At 50.8% G+C, this 22,939-nt stretch carries 13 protein-coding genes; 6 read left to right on the plus strand and 7 right to left on the minus strand.

The features are described from left to right. Positions 1–171 precede the first annotated feature (171 nt). The 3 genes from QZ331_RS04645 to QZ331_RS04655 are packed head-to-tail and all read right to left on the minus strand — an operon-like array spanning position 172 to position 6,365. A complete protein-coding gene (locus QZ331_RS04645; RefSeq protein WP_294628457.1) occupies positions 172–2,376 on the minus strand; it encodes an alpha-L-rhamnosidase C-terminal domain-containing protein in 2,205 nt (734 codons plus the stop codon). A 20-nt stretch (positions 2,377–2,396) separates the two neighbouring features. Further along, positions 2,397–4,265 (minus strand): right-handed parallel beta-helix repeat-containing protein, encoded by a 1,869-nt coding sequence (locus QZ331_RS04650; protein ID WP_294628459.1) that lies wholly within the window; start codon positions 4,263–4,265, stop codon positions 2,397–2,399. Between the two features lie 3 nt (positions 4,266–4,268). Continuing rightward, the gene (locus QZ331_RS04655; protein ID WP_294628461.1) at positions 4,269–6,365 is read right to left on the minus strand and encodes a glycoside hydrolase family 127 protein; all 2,097 of its coding nucleotides are present in this window, start codon (positions 6,363–6,365) and stop codon (positions 4,269–4,271) included. 145 nt (positions 6,366–6,510) lie between these two features. Here QZ331_RS04655 and QZ331_RS04660 point away from each other — a divergent pair, with 145 nt between their 5' ends. The 5 genes from QZ331_RS04660 to QZ331_RS04680 all read left to right on the plus strand — a co-directional run bounded on the left by QZ331_RS04660 (position 6,511) and on the right by QZ331_RS04680 (position 16,795). After that, positions 6,511–7,599, plus strand: a complete 1,089-nt coding sequence (locus tag QZ331_RS04660) for a choloylglycine hydrolase family protein (RefSeq protein ID WP_294628463.1) — start codon at positions 6,511–6,513, stop codon at positions 7,597–7,599. 141 nt (positions 7,600–7,740) lie between these two features. Next, complete coding sequence (locus QZ331_RS04665) at positions 7,741–10,206, plus strand: glycoside hydrolase family 95 protein (RefSeq protein ID WP_294628465.1); 2,466 nt, start codon at positions 7,741–7,743, stop codon at positions 10,204–10,206. Between the two features lie 13 nt (positions 10,207–10,219). Further along, a complete protein-coding gene (locus tag QZ331_RS04670) occupies positions 10,220–11,428 on the plus strand; it encodes a glycoside hydrolase family 88 protein (RefSeq protein WP_294628466.1) in 1,209 nt (402 codons plus the stop codon). Positions 11,429–11,447: 19 nt separating this feature from the next. Then, positions 11,448–12,920 carry a glycoside hydrolase family 140 protein gene (locus tag QZ331_RS04675; protein ID WP_294628468.1) on the plus strand — a complete coding sequence of 491 codons (1,473 nt, stop codon included), beginning with the start codon at positions 11,448–11,450 and terminating at the stop codon, positions 12,918–12,920. 14 nt (positions 12,921–12,934) lie between these two features. Then, positions 12,935–16,795 (plus strand): family 78 glycoside hydrolase catalytic domain, encoded by a 3,861-nt coding sequence (locus QZ331_RS04680; protein WP_294628470.1) that lies wholly within the window; start codon positions 12,935–12,937, stop codon positions 16,793–16,795. Between the two features lie 141 nt (positions 16,796–16,936). Here QZ331_RS04680 and QZ331_RS04685 read toward each other — a convergent pair whose 3' ends face one another. Together QZ331_RS04685 and QZ331_RS04690 are read right to left on the minus strand one after the other, a co-directional pair. Beyond that, positions 16,937–17,488 (minus strand): outer membrane beta-barrel protein, encoded by a 552-nt coding sequence (locus tag QZ331_RS04685; RefSeq protein WP_294628472.1) that lies wholly within the window; start codon positions 17,486–17,488, stop codon positions 16,937–16,939. Further along, positions 17,485–18,141 carry a hypothetical protein gene (locus tag QZ331_RS04690; protein ID WP_294628474.1) on the minus strand — a complete coding sequence of 219 codons (657 nt, stop codon included), beginning with the start codon at positions 18,139–18,141 and terminating at the stop codon, positions 17,485–17,487. The genes QZ331_RS04685 and QZ331_RS04690 overlap by 4 nt, the downstream gene beginning before the upstream one ends. A gap of 361 nt (positions 18,142–18,502) precedes the next feature. On the opposite strand from QZ331_RS04690, the gene QZ331_RS04695 reads away from it, so the two are divergent. Then, the gene (locus QZ331_RS04695; protein WP_294628476.1) at positions 18,503–19,381 is read left to right on the plus strand and encodes an SDR family oxidoreductase; all 879 of its coding nucleotides are present in this window, start codon (positions 18,503–18,505) and stop codon (positions 19,379–19,381) included. Positions 19,382–19,544: 163 nt separating this feature from the next. Here the strand turns inward: QZ331_RS04695 and QZ331_RS04700 are convergent, their stop codons facing one another. Both QZ331_RS04700 and QZ331_RS04705 read right to left on the minus strand, forming a co-directional pair. Next, positions 19,545–21,497: a DUF3826 domain-containing protein gene (locus QZ331_RS04700; protein WP_294628478.1), complete on the minus strand. Its 1,953-nt coding sequence runs from the start codon at positions 21,495–21,497 to the stop codon at positions 19,545–19,547. Between the two features lie 18 nt (positions 21,498–21,515). After that, positions 21,516–22,859 (minus strand): glycoside hydrolase family 28 protein, encoded by a 1,344-nt coding sequence (locus QZ331_RS04705; RefSeq protein WP_294628480.1) that lies wholly within the window; start codon positions 22,857–22,859, stop codon positions 21,516–21,518. Between the last annotated feature and the right edge of the window lie 80 nt (positions 22,860–22,939).

Below are 22,939 nucleotides of genomic sequence, written 5' to 3' on the forward strand. Positions count from 1 at the left end.
TCAAATCAGTTTCTTCCGCATGAAACTACAGTTTCGATTGGTTGAAACGAAAGTTTCATTGGGAAGAAACTATAGTTTCAACCGCATGGAAACAAAAGTTTCAACCCATTGAAACTACCGTTTCATCCTATGAAATGAATGATATGTACCAGAACAGGAACAACAAATAGATTACAAGCGATAAGTAACCGTTCTTTCTTCCGGCGAATCAATCCAAAGCCGCCATGTGTCTGCCGAGACTTTCTGCACAGTTCCTATATTTGCTTTCGGTTGGCGACGGCTTTTGATGGTGAGATACCCCTGACCTTCCGTTGCTTTTACTTTTATTGTCCTGCAATCCATATAGACATGAATGTTGCCGTTCGGAGTAGGGACAGTGCCTTCCATCCATTTCAATCCTCCCAAGACTGGGGTGACGGCAAATTCCTTATAACCTTCTTTTACGGGTTTCACTCCCAAATAATATTTGCCCAACAGATAAACCGGACTTGCTCCCCAAGCATGGCACAGGCTCTTTCCGTAGGGACGTCCGTACATGGCAAGATGTTGTGTGCCGCTCTCGGCGGGATTATATTTCTCCCAAAACGAAGTCGCGCCTTCTTTCAGCATTCCACCCCAATAGGCTTTCATTTCCTTCATTACCGCCTCTTGTTCGCCAAGAGCGCATAGGGCTTCGAGTTCGTAGAAACGCATATAAGGAGTGGTTATCTTCAGGATGCTGTCGTTCAGAAGGACGGAGTGTTTGATGGCTTGCTGTTTGTCTGCACCCAGATATTGGAAGAATATGGAAAACATATTCGCATAGCGGGTCACTGCATCGCTCTGTTGCCCGTTCACGCGGTTGTGCACGAAGGCTTGCTTCCGGCTGTTCCAAAAAGCGGGTTCTAATTTGGCTTTCAAAGCAGCAGTCAGTTGCTCATATTTCCGCCTGCCATCCGTATCTCCGGCCAGGCCGGCACACAAAGCCATCGTTTCCAGGCTCCGGCAAAACAAGATTTGTTCAAAGGAGAGCTCTCCTTTCTTATCCAAATAACCGTCTGCCCAGTCCACAAACACCCAGTCGCCTGCCATCCCCTCTACCATGCCATTCTCATTAGTGCGCCCAAGTACGTAATCCATCATGGTTTGCATACGGGGATAAAGTTGATTCACGAAACGACAGTCGCCGCTATACATATAATAATCATAGATGCTGAGAAACCAATAAAAGGTATAATCCATGATGGTATTGCTATGGCTGGTTACGGGGTCTTTGCCACGAAGCAGCCAAATCGTACGTTTGACAGTTTCGCTATCAAAGAAAAGATAATAATTCATCAGGTAACTTTGAATGGCGTCGCCACTCCACACCCAACGGTCGCGTTTGATGCCGTCAATGAAAAATTCGCGGGTTGTAAGGTGCATGGTGTATGCGCCCACCTCCCAAATACGGTTTAACTCTTCGTCATTGCATCGAAAACTGCCACGGTATTCTTCGGGAAGATATTCATATTGCATGGATACCCCGCCTATCTTCACACCCGGTTCGTGGGTAATATAAACATAACGGAAAGCCTTGCTGTTCTTCAACGTATATGCGTTGTCAGGATGTTGCAAAGGCGAAGTAGTGCGGACTGCAAGGTCGGTGATTTGTCCCGGCTCCAGCAGCAATTTGTCCAATGTTTCGCAATGCGCTTTGTCTTTGGCTTCTTCAAGGCTTTCGCCGTAGTATAGCTCGATTTTACCCTGTCCGGACAAATTCTTCAGTGTGACGAACCCGAATGTCTCTTTCCCAAAATCGTAAAAAAACCCTCCTTCGGGTTGTTCGGTACGGGCAACCGGCTGCTGCGGCCGGCGCATCAGCCTAAACCGGGAAGGACGTTGGGCGGCATCGTCAAAGTTCCAGCATCCGGCATCCATATAGACGGTGGCGGAAGTGTCGCTTGCCTTGCCGCTTTCATCAATCCATTCCTTGTCCTCATACGTCACACGCCAGGAGGAATCGGACTTTACGGTCTTTCCTTTTACATAGACAGCAGGTGGAGTCTCCTGATTCCACACCTTGATGTTTAAGTTGTGTTTTCCTGCCGGAAGCCGCATTGTTTCGGGCATACCGAATTGGAGCCTGCCATTCAGTTTGATGTTGTATTTCCCTTCGGCAACAATCCGAATCTCTTCCGGTTCGGCAAGATTCAGTTGTTTGCTGAACTCTACCACCACATAATGACTATCCGTCTTCCAAAAAGGCGGGAAGAAAGCACCACGCTCCGTACGGCGGTTGTTCATTTGGTTGCCCAACCAGATTTCATAATCTCCCGGATACCATATCCAAGTCTGTGCAACGGTACTGCTTGCCAAAGACAAGGCAGCAAGTAATATCTTATATTTCTTTTTCATTTCGTATCTTCAATTTGGAGTCAAAGTTTCAATAATTCCTTGTATTCACTCTCCAGTCCGGCACGTTCCCTGACGGCTTTGTCTACTCCCGGGCCGTTGTTCTCCCACACGTTTCCGGGACCGTTGGCATTTTGCAGGAACTTTTCTCCCTCCGTCCAATTGTCGCGTACGGTAATAAATGAAGAGCCTTCGTCGGTATAGAGATAAAACCAGTGGTTCGGATCGTGCACATAGCCTGGTTTGTAAATACTATGCACGCAATTCTCCATCACATAACTTTTCGGTTGCGAACCGAGGGTGTAAATACCTGCCACATCGTACATATGCTTTGCATAATGATGAATCAAATTCGCGCGCACGCTGTTGTTACGCATACAATTTACCGTTTGTGTCCATCCCCACCCCAGGCTGATTCCACTGTACGGTACTTCACAGATTTCATTATGCTCGATGTTGATACCGCTCACATATCCGGCAGCAATGGCAAGGCATCCCCAATCCTCATTGCCCACTTCCATAAAATAACAGTTGTCGATTTGTTGATGCGTGCATATTTCACGGCGGTCGGCAGGCTCGTAAGGCAAATGTGTTTCGTGTGCAGCCGGCGAAAAGCTGCCTACAAGCAAACCGTTGCCGGCAATATCAAGGAAAATACAACCACGAACGGTCCCCCCCTGTGCGGCTTTTTCGTAATCAAGCCCGGTAGAACCTAAATGTTCAAAACGGCAACGCTCGAAATCAATCCCATGTCCCGCCGTTATGCGGACAGCCGCCGCAGGACGTCCCAGCCATCCCTGGTTGTCCAACGGATGGTTTTGATAGCCGCGTTGCATCTTCGGTTCTATCCGATAACCGTCCGTCAGATACATACCTGCCTGAAGGGGGACGTGCCCCTTTTCCGAAGGACGCATCCAGGTGGTATGCGAAAAGGTAATTCTCTCAAAACGGATATTAGAGACAGGACGGTCTGCCGTGCCTTCCACCCGCACCAATGTTTCGACCGCAGGAATAATAGCTTCCATATCGGCAGCCTGCATCTTCTCTCCGTCTTTAGGGTAATAGTAGATTTTACGGGTATGAATGTCATGATACCATTCTCCCGGAACATCCAGCAACTCCCAGGCATTGGTCAGATAGAAAGCGGAGTTGTGTCCGTTCGCAGTGACCATCGGACGCGGCCAGGGATGCTCAAACTGAATCCGGCTTTCTGGCTGATGAAAACGTACCGCCGCACTATCTCCTTGAACCTTAATGGAACGGATACGCAGGTTTGCCACACACCACATCTGATGAAGTACCATTTCCGCATATTCGGCTTTCAATGTTCCTTTATTATCTATCAGCTTACGAACTGCCGTTGCCGGAACGTAAAGAATCTCATTCTTCTCGTCCACACTGCAAATGCGGTTCATCTTTTCAAAGTCCTCCACATCGCGGGCACGGGTGGCTTTCGCCCCGTTTATCCACAACTGTCTGAAGTCCAGAGGACGTCCGTTGAATGTCGGCACATCTGCCACCCAAAGTTTTCCTTGCTTTCTCCAGCGACGGATACGCACTCCTCCGCTTAATATGGCTTCTTTGCTGGATACGGCACGAATCACCGTAGGAGATTCTTTTGTCCCGCTATCTTCCGGCCGAATAAAAACAGGTTCATGCAATGCGTATGTTCCGCCTTCCATATAGATGGTTATTCCGTCCCGGGCACGCTTGTCGCCCATACGGCGCCACTCACGTGCCTGCCGCAAAGCTGAGGTCAGCGTGGCCTTCGGTGCTTGTTGCGTACCATCACTGAAATCATTCCCCTTCGGAGAAACCCATATATCGCCTGCCATCAGTGTAGAACTTACGACAAGCAATGAACAAGCTATCTTCAAACTCTTTTCAAACATGGTCTATCTTGTTAAAGGCATCCATACCGTCATTTCTCCCTTTCCCCTGTTGCCCCAGGCATAATAAGGTATCAGACGAATCTTCACAGTTCTTTCAGCCTGAGCTACCGGGCGATAAAGCACTCCTTCCCAAGAAGCGGGAGACGCTAAACGTGCCGTTCCTTCAAGAGCCACTATCGAACTGCCTTCGATTGTTACTCTTTTGGGAGTCAATTCAATATCGGCAGGAATCAGTACATTGTCAATCTTTGCTCCGTCTGCAATATCCATACTTTCCAGGCAATAGACCAACGGACCTCGTTTCACAACTACCTGGTTGCGGATTTCTTCTGCCAACGGATGCGCTTCAAGCAAGCGGACAGGCATATCCAACGCCAACTCTACCACATCGCCTTTCTTCCACACGCGGTTGACCTCTACATATGTATTCGCTTTTACATCCATTTGCATCGGCCGGCCGTTTACTTTTAATGTAGCTCTTCCGCACCATTCCGGGATGCGAAGGAAAAGAGAAAAAGCACCTGCCTTGCGGGGAACATTATTCAACGTCACGCGCACGTTGCCCTCCCAGGGATAATCCGTCTCCTGTACCAAAGCTATCTCACCCTTATCCTTCCAATCAGTTACCAATGTATTTGCACCATATAAATTACAGTAAATTCCTTCCGGACTTAAAGTGTATGCATAGTTCTGCGCCTGACAAAGCGTACGTAATGTATTCGGCGGACAACAGAAACAACTGATATATTCTGTCCGTTCTTTCGGCCAGCGAAGCGTATAAGGCAAGTCGGCACTGATACGCAACGGATTGGTATAAAAATACTTCTTGCCATCCAAACTGATTCCGCTCAGTACGCTATTGTACAAACAGGTCTCTACAAGGTCGGCATATTTTGCATCACCGGTCACCTCCAACATCCGCCAGTTGAACAACATATTACCGATATTGGCACAGGTTTCATTATGTGCGGTACTGTTGGGCAACTGGTAAGGACGGCCGTAACTCTGATGTACTTTCTGAATGCTATCCGGCTCGTAACACGTACCATCGGGCGATGTTCCATCGTAAAGTGCTCCACAAGCTCCAGTCACGTACATTTTGCGGGTAACAATGTCGTTCCATATGCTTGTCAGGTTCTTCATCAACTGCGATTCTCCTGTCTCCGCATATACGTCTGCCACTCCAGCATACAGATAATTGGCACGTACAGCGTGACCCACCGCACGATACTGCTCACGGAAAGGAATGCGGTCTTGGTTATCATCCGTTCCATTTTCTACCATACCGCGAATGTCAATCAGATTCTTGGAAAGCTCCAAATAACGGGGATTCCCAGTGGCACGATACATCTCGACCACTCCCATATAATGAGAAGGACAAATAGCATTGCGTGCCAATTCGGCAGAAGCCGTTTCGTAAAAGTGGCAAAGGAAGTCCGTCGCCTTTACGGCAGCATCGAAAAGAGTGTTCTTTCCGGTGGCACGGCGATGAACAATCCCGGCCATCATCAAGTGTCCCAAATTATAAGTTTCAAAATTCAAACGGTTGGCAAAAGCCCCTTTTTCATCTTTCTCACCTACTTTCGTACCAATTACAGTCTGCTTATGTCCGTTGTCCGACGCATGGGAATCAATCCCCTTATTCAGTTCCTCAATGATAACGGGCGTATGAATATAACCGTCTGCACGCTGAGACTTTACAACGCAGGCGATAAAGCAATCCATTAACTTATCCAACTCCGGGTCTTTATTGACGGCATAAACCGAAGCGACCCCTTCCATCCATTTGTACATATCTCCGTCGTGGAACGGCGGCCCCCAATGTTCTCCTTTACACGCACCGGACGCAATCTCAAAATTACGGAAGCCGTGCGAGATTTCCGGTGTATTCCACGTATTCCACATACTTTGCAAGGAAGTCTTGCTAAATACATTAAAACGGTCTCCCCAAAATCCGTCTGTCCAATGTACGGCATTCATTCCGGTATTGGACATTTTAGCAAAACGGCTCTGACTCATATCCGTCAGTCCGTTACTCTGCGCGAATGCTCCCGCGACGGGAACGGAAGCTAAAAGAAGTAGCAACTTTATCTGTTTCATTGAATATGGATAATTTTATAATTCACATTGCATCTTGGGGAAAGACGTAATTATCCGTATTTTGTACTCAATTCGACAAAAGTGAGACATCCGCCGCTTAAACTTATCATTCGTCTTGTTTGTTTTAAAGAAAAAACAATTATTTATGAAGAAGAATTTATCAGTTAAGTTGGCAGCCATTGCCGGAGTGCTTGTCTCTTTGGCTCCTTCTCCCACAGAAGCCTGTACCGGCATTACATTGAAAAGCAAAAATGACTCTACCATCGTTGCACGCACCATCGAATGGGGCGGAAGCAACCTCAACAGTCAATACGTCGTTGTGCCGCGAGGACACGCTGGACGTTCGTTTACCCCCGAAGGCAGGAATGGAATGTCCTACGTCGCCCGTTACGGTTACGTGGGGTTTGCCGTCGAACAAGAAGAATTTATAGCCGAAGGACTGAACGAAGCCGGACTGTCGGCAGGTTTGTTCTATTTCCCGAACTACGGCGAATATGAGAAATACAATCCGGCAGAGAAAGAAAAATCCATTTCCGACCTGCAACTCGTATCGTGGCTGTTGGGCGAATGCAAAACGGTGGAAGAGGTGAAAGAAGCGGTACAGAAGGTACGCGTTATCAATATCGTTGCCTATGCATCTACCGTCCACTGGCGTTTTGCCGACGCATCCGGATGTCAATTGGTACTGGAAATCACAAAGGCGACCCCTCACTTTTACGAAAACAAATTGGGAGTGCTTACCAACTCCCCCGGTTTTGAGTGGCAGTTGACGAATCTGAACAACTATGTCAACCTCTTCCCCGGCACTGCACCGACGCATCTTCAAGGCGATATTGAACTAAGTGCTTTCGGTTCGGGCAGCGGTTTCTTAGGTATTCCCGGAGATGTGACGCCGCCTTCGCGTTTTGTGCGTGCCGCCTTTTATCAAACGACGGCTCCCCGGCAAACCACTGCTCTTGAAACCGTGCTCCAATGCTTTCAGATACTAAACAACTTCGATATTCCTATCGGAATAGAGTTTGAACCGGGGAAAATACCCGCCGATATCCCGAGTGCCACCCAGTGGACTTCGGCTACTGATATGGGCAACCGTGTCATTTATTACCGCACCATGTACAATAGCCGCATACGCAGCATCGATTTACATTCAATCGACTTTGCAACCGTCCAATATCATGCGGAACCTTTAGACTCCACCAAGCAACAGCCCGTGGAAAAGATACTTGTGCAATAAGTAGCCATCTCCCGCCCCGCAGACGGATATCCGGATGCAGAGAGCAACATCGGAGCATTTCTCCGAAAGATGTTTCCGACCGTATGGGTACAAAAGTCTTTTCCGACCGTCCTTTTATAAAAGTATAAAAGTAATCGGACAATGACTAAAAGAAGATTCATCGGATATTTGCTTGCAATGGCGGCTGCGGGCTGTGTGTCTGCACAAGAGAAAGCCTCCGTGCAGGAATACAAACTGTGGTACGACCACCCCGCACAGGTATGGACAGAAGCTATTCCCTTAGGCAACGGGCGTTTGGGAGCAATGGTGTACGGAACACCTGCTACCGAACAGATACAACTGAACGAAGAAACCATTTGGGCAGGACGCCCCAACAGCAACGCCAATCCCAACGCGTTGGAGTATATCCCCAAAGTACGCGAACTGGTATTTGCCGGCAAATATCTCGAAGCACAGACGCTTGCCACGGAGAAAGTAATGGCAAAGACCAACTCGGGTATGCCCTACCAAAGTTTCGGCGACCTGCGAATCGCTTTCCCTGGACATACGCGTTATACGGATTATTACCGCGAGCTAAGTCTGGATTCGGCACGCGCCATCGTCCGTTACAAAGTAGACGGCGTGCAATATAAGCGCGAGGTCATCACTTCCTTTACCGACCAGGTGGTCATGGTCAGGCTTACTGCCAACCGGCCCGGACAAATCACCTTCAATGCACAACTCACTTCCCCCCACCAGGATGTGACAATCGCTTCCGAAGAGGGAAATTGCGCCACACTCTCCGGAGTCTCTTCATGGCATGAGGGACTCAAAGGAAAAGTAGAGTTTCAAGGCAGGCTGACGGCTATAAACAACGGCGGCAAGATTGCCTGTACCGACGGCGTACTGTCTGTCGAAGGAGCCGATGAAGCCATTATCTATGTATCCATTGCCACCAATTTCAACAATTATCTCGACATTACCGCCAACCAGGTGGAACGTGCCAAAGATTACCTCGCGAAATCAACGATGCATTCTTTCAAGGAAGCCAAGAAGAGCCACACCGATTTCTACCGCAACTACCTGAACCGGGTATCTTTGGACTTAGGAAAAGACCAATACCCAAACATACCCACCGACAAACGGGTGGAGAATTTCAAAGAGACAAACGATGCCCACCTGGTTGCCACCTATTTTCAATTCGGACGCTACCTGCTTATCTGTTCCTCCCAGCCGGGCGGACAGCCGGCAAACCTGCAAGGTATCTGGAACGACAAGTTGTTTCCCTCGTGGGACAGCAAATATACCTGCAACATCAATCTGGAGATGAACTACTGGCCTTCCGAAGTCGCCAACCTGAGCGAACTGAACGAGCCACTCTTCCGGCTGATAAGAGAAGTGAGCAAAACAGGAAAGGAAACTGCCAGAATCATGTATGGAGCCAACGGATGGGTGCTGCACCACAATACGGACATATGGCGTGTCACAGGAGCCATCGACAAAGCACCGTCGGGTATGTGGCCGAGTGGCGGAGCGTGGCTTTGCCGCCACCTTTGGGAGCACTACCTTTATACGGGCGACGTGGAATTCCTGCGTTCCGTTTATCCTATCCTTAAAGAAGCGGGAGGTTTCTTTGATGAAATCATGGTGAAAGAGCCTGTGCACGGCTGGTTGGTGGTATGTCCGAGCAACTCTCCCGAGAATGTGCACGCAGGCAGTAACGGCAAAGCGACTACGGCCGCCGGATGCACAATGGACAATCAATTAATCTTCGACCTTTGGACAGCGATTATCTCCGCCTCCGAAGTATTGGATACCGACAAAGAATTTGCCGCCCGCCTGAAACAGCGCATTCAGGAAATGCCCCCCATGCAAGTAGGACGCTGGGGGCAACTGCAAGAATGGATGACCGACTGGGACCAGCCGGACGACGTGCATCGCCACCTGTCTCATTTGTACGGACTATTCCCGAGCAATCAGATTTCTCCATACCGCACTCCCGAATTATTCGACGCCGCACGCACTTCGCTCATTCACCGTGGCGACCCGTCGACCGGCTGGAGTATGGGATGGAAGGTTTGTCTTTGGGCACGCCTGCTCGACGGCAACCATGCCTACAAACTGATAACCGACCAACTGACCCTCGTACGCAACGAAAAGAAAAAAGGAGGAACCTATCCTAACCTGTTCGATGCGCATCCGCCTTTCCAGATTGACGGCAACTTCGGCTGTATCGCCGGAATAGCCGAAATGCTGATGCAGAGCTACGATGGTTTTATTTACCTGCTTCCCGCACTGCCTGTGCTTTGGAAGGAAGGTTCGGTCAAGGGAATGATTGCCCGTGGCGGTTTCGAACTCGATTTAAGTTGGAAAGAGGGAAAAGTAAACCGTTTGGTTATCAAATCCCATAAAGGTGGCAACTGTCGTCTGCGCTCGCTCACCCCGTTGACGGGCAAAGGACTGAAACGTGCCAAAGGAGAAAATCCGAATCCTCTCTATGCCGTTCCTTCCATCCGTGAGCCGCTTATCAGCAAAAAAGCCGACTTGAACAAAGTGACCGTTGCAGAAACCTTTTTGTATGACCTGCCTACCCAAGCAGGACAGGAATATGTATTGACCGGAAAATAATAACTCAACCTATATGAACAGACATTTATCAAAACTGATTGTCGCCTGCGGAGCAGCCTGCCTCATTGCCTGCACGGCGCCTCAAAAAGTAGAAACGGAAAAGTGGAGCGAGCGTATGGCACGCTCCGAAATGAAACGTTTCGCCGAACCCTGGATGATTGAGAAAGCCAAGAAACCACGCTGGGGATATACCCACGGACTTGTTGTAAAGTCGATGCTGGAGATATGGAAACACACGGGCGACAGCACATATTACAAGTATGCGAAAATCTATGCCGACAGCCTGATTGACGAAAGCGGACGCATCAAAACGATGAAATATCTCTCCTTCAACATTGACAATGTGAACGGCGGGAAAATCCTTTTCGACCTCTACGCACAGACAGGAGACCCACGTTATAAAGTAGCGATGGATACCCTACGCAAACAAATGACGGAACACCCCCGCACAAGCGAAGGCGGATTCTGGCACAAGCTGAAATACACGCATCAGATGTGGCTGGACGGAATCTTCATGGCTTCTCCCTATCTGGCTCAATACGGCGCTACCTTCAACGAACCGGAACTGTTCGACGAAGCGGTCGGGCAGATTCTTCTCATCAGCCGCAAGACTTACAATCCGGCAACGGGACTTTACTACCACGGCTGGGACGAAAGCCGCACTCAGCAATGGGCGAATCCCGAAACAGGCTGTTCGCCCAACTTCTGGAGCCGCAGCATCGGATGGTACGGCGCAGCCATTGTCGACGTGCTCGACTATCTGCCGCAGGAGACTGCCGGACGCGACAGCGTCATACAAGTGCTTCAAAAGTTGGCAGGCACATTGGTGAAATACCAGGATGCACAATCCGGCACGTGGTATCAGGTGACCGACCAGGGAGCACGCGAAGGAAATTACCTCGAGTCTTCGGCAACCGCACTCTTTGTCTACACTCTTGCCAAAGCCATCAACAAAGGTTATATCGGCAATGAATATATCGAACCTGTACGGAAAGCCTTCAACGGCATGGTCAACACCTTCATCCGCCTCGAAGAAAACGGCAGCTACACCATCACCAACTGCTGCGCAGTCGCCGGACTGGGCGGAGACTCCAAAAGATACCGCGACGGTTCATTCGAATATTACATCAGCGAGCCGATTATCGAAAACGATCCGAAGTCGGTAGGAGCTTTTATCTTGGCCGCTATCGAATATGAGAAAGTAGTATTCACCACAGATTAACTAAAACAATAAAAATACAATGAGAAAACTTAAGACTCTTCCTTTCCTGTTGCTGTTACTGACGCTGGCTACCTCCGCAGCAGCACAGAAGAAAACGCAAAAGACGTATATCCCCTGGAGCAATGGCAAGCTCCTTGTTTCCGAAGAGGGACGCTACCTGAAACATGAAAACGGCACTCCCTTCTTCTGGCTCGGCGAAACGGGATGGCTACTTCCCGAAAGGCTGAACCGCGACGAAGCCGAATATTACCTGGAACAATGCAAACGACGCGGATACAACGTGATTCAAGTGCAGACCATGAACAACGTGCCGTCGATGAACATCTACGGACAATACTCCCTTCCGGACGGATATAACTTCAAGAACATCAATCAGAAAGGTGTCTACGGTTATTGGGACCACATGGATTACATCATCCGCACGGCAGCCCGAAAAGGATTGTACATCGGTATGGTGTGTATTTGGGGAAGTCCCGTCAACCGTGGCGAGATGACCGTAGAACAGGCGAAGGCCTACGGCAAGTTCCTGGCAGAACGTTACAAGGACGAGCCGAACATCATCTGGTTTATCGGCGGCGACATTCGCGGTGACGTGAAAACCGCCGAATGGGAAGCACTTGCCACCTCTATCAAAGCCATCGACAAGAACCATCTGATGACTTTCCATCCGCGCGGCAGAACCACTTCGGCAACTTGGTTCAACAACGCTTCCTGGCTCGACTTCAATATGTTCCAAAGCGGCCACCGCCGTTACGGACAACGCTTTGGCGACGGCGACTACCCCATCGAGGAGAACACGGAAGAGGACAACTGGCGTTTCGTAGAACGCAGCATGGCCATGAAACCGATGAAACCTGTCATCGACGGAGAGCCCATCTACGAAGATATTCCTCACGGATTGCACGATGAAAACGAACTGTTGTGGAAAGACTACGACGTGCGCCGCTATGCTTACTGGTCTGTATTTGCAGGTGCTTTCGGACATACCTACGGACACAATTCCATCATGCAGTTTATCAAACCGGGTGTAGGCGGTGCTTACGGAGCCAAAAAGCCGTGGTACGACGCACTGAACGACCCCGGATACAACCAAATGAAGCACCTGAAGAACCTGATGCTTACCTTCCCGTTCTTCGAACGCGTGCCCGACCAATCGGTTATCGCCGGACGCAACGGCGAACGTTACGACCGTGCCATCGCTACACGAGGCACCGACTATCTGATGGTGTACAACTATACCGGCCGGCCGATGGAGGTTGATTTCAGTAAAATAAGCGGTGCGAAAAAGAACGCCTGGTGGTTTACGGCAAAAGACGGCAAACTGGAATACATCGGCGAGTTCGACAACGGTGTGCATAAGTTCCAGCACGACAGCGGCTATTGCAGTGGCAACGACCATGTCCTGATTGTGACTGACAGCAGCAAAGAGTATCTGGACAAGCACCAGACGGAACTTCCCGACGCCCAGCAGAAATATACCAATGATAAATAATCCTGTGATGACCCATGAATAAATTGATACTATCGTTCTTTGTTCTGTTGTTATCCATCGGCCGGCCGTATGCTGCCGTCAGCGTGACCGACCTGAGAACGGAGCAACTCAAGAACCCCTCAGGCCTCGATGTGCGCCAGCCCCGACTGGGTTGGCGCATCGAATCGGACCAACGGAATGTGATGCAGACAGCCTATCACATTCTTGTCGCATCTTCTCCCGGACTGTTGGCACAGGACAAAGGAGACGTCTGGGATTCGGGAAAGGTGGAATCGGATGCTTCGCAATGGATTCCTTACCAGGGAGAATCGTTGAAACGCAATGCTCCCTACTACTGGAAAGTCAAAGTATATACCGACAAAGGCGAAACAGCCTGGAGTACTTCTGCCTGCTGGAGTATGGGACTGCTCAACGAAACGGACTGGCAAGGGCAATGGATTGGTTTAGACCGTGCCGCCCCCGGCGACAGCGAAACCCAATGGAGCCGCCTTGCCGCCCGTTACCTCCGCAAAGAGTTTGCTCTAAACAAAGAGGTGAAACGCGCCACCCTGCACATTGCCGGTATGGGACTCTACGAACTGTTTATCAACGGGCAGCGCATCGGCAACCAAGTATTGGCCCCCGCTCCTACCGACTATCGGAAAACCATTCTCTACAACACCTACGACGTCACCCCGCAGCTCCGGAAGGAGAACGCAATAGGTGTTACCTTAGGCAACGGACGTTTCTACACGATGCGACAAAACTACAAACCGTATAAGATACCTACCTTCGGCTATCCCAAACTCCGTCTTAACCTGATTGTGGAATATACGGACGGAAGCAGAGAAACGATTGCCACCGACACTTCGTGGCGGCTGACTACCGAAGGTCCTATCCGCAGCAACAACGAATACGACGGCGAAATATACGATGCACGCAAAGAGACGGGCAACTGGACACACGTCGGATACGACGACAAGCTGTGGATGCCCGCCCAGCGTGTAAGCATCCCTTCGGGAACCTTGCGTGCACAGATGATGCCGGGAATGAAGGTTACAGACACGCTACGTCCCGTTTCCATTAGCAAGCGCGGCGATAAATACATTGTAGACTTCGGCCAGAACATCGCCGGATGGGTACGTATCCGCATCAAAGGCGCGGCAGGCGACAGCATCCGCCTCCGTTTTGCAGAGACCTTGCAGGCGGACGGCGAGCTCTACACCCGCAACTTGCGCGATGCCCGCTCCACCGACATTTATATTGCAAACGGACACGAACCGAAAGACGCCACCTGGGCGCCCCGATTCGTCTATCACGGTTTCCGTTATGCGGAAGTGAGCGGCTATCCCGATGCGAAGGCTACGGACTTCACGGCGGAAGTGGTAGAGGATGAAATGGAACATACGGGTTCTTTCCATTGTTCCGACGAAACATTGAACAGCATTGTCCGCAATGCCTTTTGGGGAATCCGCAGCAATTACAAAGGTATGCCGGTGGATTGTCCCCAGCGCAACGAACGCCAGCCGTGGTTAGGCGACCGCACGATGGGTTGCTGGGGCGAGAGTATGCTGTTCGGCAATCATGCCCTGTATGCCAAATGGACGCGCGACATCTGCGAAGCACAGCGTGAGGATGGCTGCATCCCCGACGTAGCTCCCGCCTACTGGAACTACTACTCGGACAATGTGACCTGGCCCGCAGCGTTGCCCATGACCTGCGATATGCTCTTCACCAATTACGGCGACAGACGTCCGATGGAGAAGAGTTATCCCGCCATCAGGAAGTGGTTGTCCCACATCCGCGAATATTACATGACAACGGATTACATCATCACCAAAGACAAATACGGCGACTGGTGCGTACCGCCCGAATCACTGGAACTTATCCACAGCAAAGACCCCGCCCGCAAAACGGACGGTTCGCTCATTGCCACCGCCTACTACCTGAAAATACTGCAACTGATGCATCGCTTCGCCACCCTGCAAGGGTTAAAGGCTGAAGCGGAAGAATGGGAAGAGTTGGAACACCGCATGAAGGATGCCTTCAACGCCCGTTTCCTACATATCAAAGAGGGAACGTCTCCCGTGCCGGGACACACGTTGTATCCGGACAGCATCTATTACGGCAACAATACGGTCACCGCCAATATCCTGCCGCTTGCTTTCGGGCTGGTTCCGAAGAACTACATCGAAGAGGTAGCCAAGAATGCCGTAGCCTCCATCATCAGCACCAACAAAGGGCACATCAGCACCGGAGTGATAGGCGTGCAATGGCTGCTGCGCGAACTGAGCCGTCGCGGTCATGCCGATGTCGCTTACCTGCTTGCCACCAACAAGACCTATCCTTCGTGGGGATACATGATTGAGAAAGGTGCTACCACCATCTGGGAGTTGTGGAACGGCGATACGGCAAATCCCGAGATGAACAGTGGCAATCATGTGATGCTCCTGGGCGACTTGTTGCCGTGGTGTTTCAATAACTTAGCAAGTATCCGTGCCGACCGTTGGAAATCCGGTTACAAGCATATTGTCTTCCAGCCGGCTTTCGACATCCAGGAGCTAAGCAAGGTGGATGCCTCTTACACGAGCATCTACGGAAAAATAACCAGCCGATGGAACAAAACGCCCACCCGTCTGGAATGGGACATCGAACTGCCTGCCAACACTACAGGCAAAGTGTATCTGCCAGACGGAAGGAAAGAGAAAATAGGCTCGGGAAGCTATCATTTCAGTGTAGACATACCGACTAAAGATAGTGCCATCTTGAGCGATGAGTTCCTGTACGAAAAGGCCTCTTTTCCCGAATGCCACGGAGCCACCATCGCAGAGACGAAGAACGGCGACCTCGTTGCATCCTTCTTCGGCGGCACCAAAGAGCGCAACCCCGACTGTTGCATTTGGGTGTGCCGCAAACCGAAAGGAGCCGAAACGTGGACGGCTCCCCAGCTTGCCGCCGACGGCGTGTTTGCACTCAAAGACCCGCAAGCCGTCTTGGCGGGAATTGATTCTACCTGTACGCCTGTGAAGGATGCCGGCGGAAGAATCATTGCCCGCCGGAAAGCCTGCTGGAATCCGGTACTCTTCCAAGTCCCCGGCGGCGAGCTGATTCTCTTCTACAAAATCGGTCTGAAAGTGAGCGACTGGACGGGTTGGCTGGTCCGCTCGCGCGACGGAGGAAAGACTTGGAGCAAACGCGAACCTCTTCCGAAAGGTTTCTTAGGCCCGATTAAGAACAAGCCGGAGTACGTCGGCGGACGTATCATCTGTCCTTCCAGTACGGAAGGGAGTGAAGGCTGGCGCGTTCATTTCGAGATTTCCGACGACAAAGGAAAGACTTGGAAGATGGCAGGCCCATTGGAGGCCGAACTGTCCGTGCCGACGCAGCACCGCAAATCGGGAGGAATCAACGCGGACGACCAGGAAGGCGGGGAAACCATCCGGGAAAAAGGCGCCCGACCGATATATGCCATACAGCCCAGCATCCTGAAGCATAAAGACGGAAGGTTACAGATTCTCTGCCGGACACGCAACGCGCAGGTAGCGACTGCCTGGAGCAATGACAACGGAAGCACATGGAGCAAAGTGACTCTGCTGAATGTGCCGAACAACAATTCCGGTACGGATGCCGTGACTCTGAAAGACGGCCGGCACGTGCTTATCTACAACAATTTCGCTACACTGTCCGGTACACCGAAAGGTCCCCGCACGCCCCTCTGCATAGCTATATCGGACGACGGACTCGACTGGAAGCCTGTGCTTACCCTGGAGGAGAGCCCAATCAGCCAGTATTCTTATCCCTCCATCATTGAGGGAAAGGATGGAAAGTTGCATACGGTATATACTTGGCGACGCCAGCGTATCAAATATGCGGAGATTGATATTACGAAGTTTTAGCTATTCATTCTGCATGGCTTCCCACCAACGGAGAAGCCATGCAGATAACATAATCTTTCATTATGCAGTTATTCCGATTTCATAAAGAAACTCAGGAGCCCAATCAGCCCCAGTTGCCCACTCGATACTGCCATCCCTCATTCAAAGATTAAGAAACACTCCCCATTTCAGACAGATAGCCGGACGGATATGCTTCCCGACAAGATACCCGCCTATATTGGCACCAACTATCCAACCGTTCTTCAATTGATATTCCACCCCGCATCGGGCGGCTGTGGCAAAACCGTTCAACGGACGGGAAATGCAGGTTGAAGCATCTTTCAGTTCTTCTCCAAAACCGTAGCCGAAGAGGACATCCACATAAATCCAACGGTCGCCTCCGTTGTAGAGATACATTCCGGGACCGACCCCTAACATATATTCGCGCAAGGTATGGTCGAGTTTCGTCATCTCTCCGGCATACATACCGTTATAACTACCGTTGTTAACACCGCAATGCAACATTCCGGCAACAAAACAGTTGTCATTAAAGGCGTAACGACCGCCTATGTTCAGTCCGAACCCCGACTTATTGCTCATGTCCGGAAACAGTTCGTAGCCGCTTTGCACTTCGATATGTGTATATCCGGCCTGTGCCAGACACCCGACACTGACATATAACAACAGCAGTGTCAGCAATGCTTTCGGTTTCATTTCTCAGAAGGATTATAGAGGTCGGCTACCTTTTGCAAATTATCAGGGTCAATCTCCTTGCTCTCAAGTTTGGCACACAGGTTCGGGTCGTCCTCCAGGTATTTCATCAGTTGAGTACGCCAGTGCCTTTTCCCGCTTCCCTGATAACCGATGATGTAACCGTGTTCTTCGCCGGCTTTGCGCGCTATGAAAGCAATGTTCCCATTCTGCACGCTTGTGATGGTAAGCGAACCGTCTTTAGGAATGCTGTATCTATAGCTGCAACAATAAAACTCCACATGGTCGCCTTGCGCCTGCACAGCCATCCATTGCGGAGCAATCTTCTTTTCTTTTTTAGTGGAAAACATTTTATTTGTCACATATGGATGGCACACGAGGTAATGACATTTGTCGGTATGCGTCTTTTTCCAGACGCCAAGCACGGCAATATCAGTGTTCTTCACTTTCAGCTTTTCACCGCTTTCAGTCTTGATACGAATTATTTTCGTGTTGCACTTCGGCATTTTCACACGTCCTACATATTCCGTACCGTCGTTCATTACAATACGCCCCTCCTCACGGTCGGTAGCGTTTTTCACTACACTGTAAATCTGACAACTGCTCAATAAAGGAAGCAGCATACAGAGCACGCCAAAAAAAATGTTGTTTTTCATAATGATTTCCGGGGCCTCCAGTTCTCAGACCCTCTTAGTAAACAATGAAGCGTGAACTGCCAATGCCACGTCTCAGTTTGGAGGTCGTAGGAAACCTTAGATACGGATATGGGATATAGCAGCCCACGCTATAGCGTGAGAACCACTATGTTATCCCTTGTATCTAATCTGAAAATTTCCTACGTTTCCAAACTACAAGATAAACATAACGCTTCTTTATAATATGTCACATTCAGAGATTACTTCAATCTCAAATCAGATACAAATATACGGAAAAAAGAATGAAAACCAAAAACGGGGACATTAAAATGTCTTTTTGTCCGTTTTATATCTTATATTTGCCCGCAAATAAAAGAACATCATGGCAGACAACTACATAGAAAGACAACAGGAACAATACGAAGCCAGAAAGGCAGCCTGGAAACAGGCGCAGAAATATGGCAAGAAGAGAACAGCGACTACACAGCCCGCCAAGCCCGTACAGGCGGAGCCGAAGGCAGAGGGAATGAAAAAGAAAGTATTCGTCACTGGTGGCGCCGAAGGGATAGGAAAGGCTATCGTGGAAGCCTTCTGCCGGGCAGGCAACCAGGTCGCTTTCTGTGACATCAACGAAGCATCGGGGCAGCAGACTGCCAGGGAGACAGGAAGCCAGTTCTACAAAGTGGATGTGAGCGACAAAGAGATGCTGGAGAATTGTATGCTGCAACTGCTGAGGGAATGGGGAGATGTGGATATCCTTATCAACAATGTGGGAATAAGCAAGTTCTCTCCCATCACGGAAACCAGTGTGGAAGATTTCGACGGGATTCTTTCGGTAAACCTGCGTCCGGTGTTTATCACTGCACGCCTGCTTGCCATTCACCGCAAGGCACACCCCTCCCCCAAGCCTTACGGGAGAATTATCAATATCTGCTCCACCCGCTACCTGATGAGCGAACCGGGCAGTGAAGGCTATGCAGCTTCCAAAGGAGGTATCTATTCGCTGACGCACGCTTTGGCTTTATCACTTTCCGAATGGAACATCACCGTCAACTCCATTGCTCCGGGATGGGTAGAGAACCAGGCGTACGACGAGCTTCGTGCGGAAGACCATACGCAACATCCCTCCCGCCGGGTGGGAAAGCCGGAAGACATCGCCCGTATGTGCCTTTTTCTCTGTCAGGCAGAGAATGATTTTATCAATGGGGAGAATATTACGATTGACGGTGGAATGACCAAGAAGATGATTTATATCGGGTAGACCTGCCCGTTTCATACGCTCCATTTACTGAACTCATACGGTTAAAGCAGCCGTGTCTTGCAGTCGAGTTTCCCCAATCGACGGCAAGACACGGCTGTTTCCTACGGTAGATACGCCCGTTTCCTATAGAAGACACGAGCGTATCATGCGGTCGAAACGTACTCTATTTCTTCTTTTCCGCGTTGCGCTTGTCGACATACTCCTTAAACATCCGGCGCCAGTTGCGGCCGTGTTCATTGAAGTACTGTTCGCACTTCGTCTTATAGATTTCGAAGATGGCGGAAATCTGCTTCATGTTTTTATAATCAACTGCCTGTTCGCGTGCCTGTTTCAGTTGTTGCAGGACAAAGGCGGTCTCCTCTTCCGTCATCTGGGGCACAATCGCCTGATATCCTTTCAGTGTAAAGGCGACTTTGCCTACTGTGTACTTGTCGAGAATCTGTTCGATTTGCTCCTCCGTCAGTACCCTGCGCAGTCCCTTCATCAGTCTTTCGTGCACCTCCCTCGGCATGGCGGAGTCGGCAATCATTTCGCGTTCGAGTTTGCTCAGCGGTTTGCCCGTCGAGGGATTGATACCTGCGGGAATGGTCGTGTAAGGATGCTCGTTGTGCCAGTCGCGTACCTGACGGAGATGGTTATAAATGGTCGTTACGGCAAAGCCGGCTTTCTTGTCGTCGGCCAGGTTCAACGAAGCCACCCAGTCCGTCGCTTTCTTCTCCAGAGAAGCATCCGATTTCAGTTTGGCAAAGACGCCTTTATCAAAGTAAGCAGCCACTTTGTCGAACGAACGGATGGCGCTTTCGGGCAGCAGTCCGCCTTTTTCTCCAAAGCTGTAGAGGGCAGCTTCCGGTTCGATTGTCACTTTGCTTTCGTCCTGCATCTCTTTATTCAGGCGGAAGACCTTCGCAAAGAAGTCATATACGGCGTTGCGCTTGTTGATTCCGAAGTCGTGCTTCTCTTTGGGGAGGTGCACATTGGTCACATTGTCTGCGGCCTGGTGGAATCCGTATATCCGTTGCAGGTAAGGGAACTCCAAAGTGGGGACACTGGCCGTCCAGTCTCCGCCGTCGGAGACAATCAACTGCGGACGGGGAGCAAAGGCAGCCGCCAGCTCCGCATTGCAAGTGCCGCCCCCGGCAAGCTGAATGGGCATTCCGCTTTCGCAAGGACAGCCCCCGTCGAAATGAGACGCCAGGCTGACAACGGGCGCCGACGCCGTGAAACGGTCGTCGAGCACGGTGAGCAGAAGCGTGTGCGTACCGCCCCCCGAACCGCCGTTGGCGCCGATGCGGCTACGGTCGATATCCTTGCGCGAAGCGAGCATATAGTCGAGAATCAGCAGGCCGTTCATCGCCTGAATGGTATGCGCCGCACTGCTGCGGTGTGCCGCACTGCCCACTTGCAGGGCCGATTCGCCCCAACCGAACAGGTCGTAATCGACACAGACAGCCCCCATGCGTGCCAGCGTGCCCATGCGTTGCTGCTGGTCTTTGCGATAGCGCCCACCGCCGAAATGTCCGTTCGGGCAGACTATCAACGGATGCTTTCCCTTCGAGCGGGGAGCGTAAATGGAACCGCAGACATACAATCCGGGCAATGTCTCCAGGGCGAAGTTCTGCACGGTGTAGCCGTCGTACTTGCGTATTTTCGAGAGCACTGGTTCCGACTTCACACACTGCGCCAACAGCGCATCTATCCCCAATCGTGCGCGGACCTCCTTCTTCAACGAGTCGGCACGAAGGGCAAACGCCTCCTTGTCTGCATACAACGTATGGAGATAGGCCAGCATCTTCTCCCCGTCGGCCTCCGTACGGCGCGGATATTCGTAGGCTTTGAGCTTGTACATATTTCCCTTCTGCCTGACAAACTTGTAATCGAAAGGAGCCAGCACATTCGCCAGCGACTCCTCCACCGAGTAAGGGCGGATGCGGAAATCTGCATAAGGCAGCATCTTGCCCACCGTGTCGATGTCGTACTTCAAGCGTATTTTGAAGCGTGTCTCGATTTCTGTCAGTACTTCGCGCAAGGGACGGGCAAACTCCGTCTCGTATGTCTGTGTCTGCGCTTCTGCCGAAAGGGATGCGGCAAGGAGCGCCGTGAAAAGTATTCGTTTCATTTTTCTGTTGACTTGATTTTATTGGTAAGATAGTTTGAGTTCTTCTCCATCGACAAACACTTGGTCGGCGGTGATGCGTTCGCAATCTTCAAAGATGCACTTCTGCTTTCCGTTGCGGATGCGGATGTCGCGCAAGGTGATGTCGGATATAGGAGCTTCCTCCAGCCCGACGATTTTGAGCGGCGTCTGCACATCGGTCACGGTCATCTCGCTGATGGAGATGTGGCGGAAAACGGGTGTGCGCTCGCTCTTCGGCTCTGCCGGCATCTTGCTGTATTTCAGATTCAGCACGACGGCTTCCCGCTTGATGTTGCTCATCACAATGTTGCTGACGCGGATGTCTTCCACTACTCCGCCCCTTCCACGGGTCGACTTGATTCGGATTCCCCGGTCTGTGCCGTCGAACACGCAGTTGGAAATGGTCACCTTGCGCACACCACCGCTCATTTCGCTGCCTATCACCACACCGCCGTGGCCGGAAAGCATCGTACAGTTGGTGATGGTAATGTTCTCGCAGGCAACGCCGAGCCGGCGGGCTTGCGCGTCTCTCCCCGACTTGATGGTGATGCAGTCATCACCTACCGAGATGTGGCAATCGCTGATGTGCACATTGCGGCACGATTCGGGGTTGATGCCGTCCGTGTTGGGCGAAGGGGCGTTGTCGATGGTAATTCCTCTGACGGTCACGTCTTCGCAAAACTCCGGATTGACCGTCCAGAAAGGGGAATTGATGATTTTCACTCCTTCAATCTTCACGCGTTTGCAGCGCACCGGCTGTATGAACGGCGGACGGAAGAAGCGGCGTTGCAGTGTATTCACGTAGTCTTTGTTCGTCTCGGCGTAGATGGCGGCCGTGTCGTTCTGCACATCCCACATCGGCTGGTATTTGTTGATATCGCGCATCCCGTTGTCTTTCAGGTCGACCATGACGCGGAAGAACTCCAGCCACCACTTCCTGCCCTGTCCGTCGAGCGTGCCTTCGCCTTTGATGGTGATATTCTCCGCATCGGCCGCGTATATCAATGGCTGGAAACTTTTCATCATCACTCCCTCGTGGCGGACTTCCACAAAAGGAAGATAATCGTCGAAGTTGTCGGAAAAGAGCAGCGTGGCTCCGGCTTCCAGTTCGAGCGTTATGTTGCTCTTCATGCGGATGCTGCCCGTGAGGTATGTTCCCGCAGGAAAGAACAGTGTGCCGCCGCCACCGCGGTGGAGACGGTCGATTGTGGCATTGATTACTCGGGTATTAAGCGTCTTGCCGTTTGCCTTTGCGCCGGCTTTCAGCATATCTATGCGCTCGGCACGCAAGACGGTTGCCGCACAGAGGCAAAGAAAAGAGAGAAGAGTTGTTCGTAAATTCATAGTTGTATGATTAAATATGATTTTTCTGTTGCCTTTCGGAGAAGGCTGACCGATAAAGCCAGGCAAATATATGCAAAAGA

Origin of the sequence: uncultured Bacteroides sp. (assembly GCF_910586915.1) — a bacterium.
Taxonomy (GTDB): Bacteria; Bacteroidota; Bacteroidia; order Bacteroidales; family Bacteroidaceae; genus Bacteroides.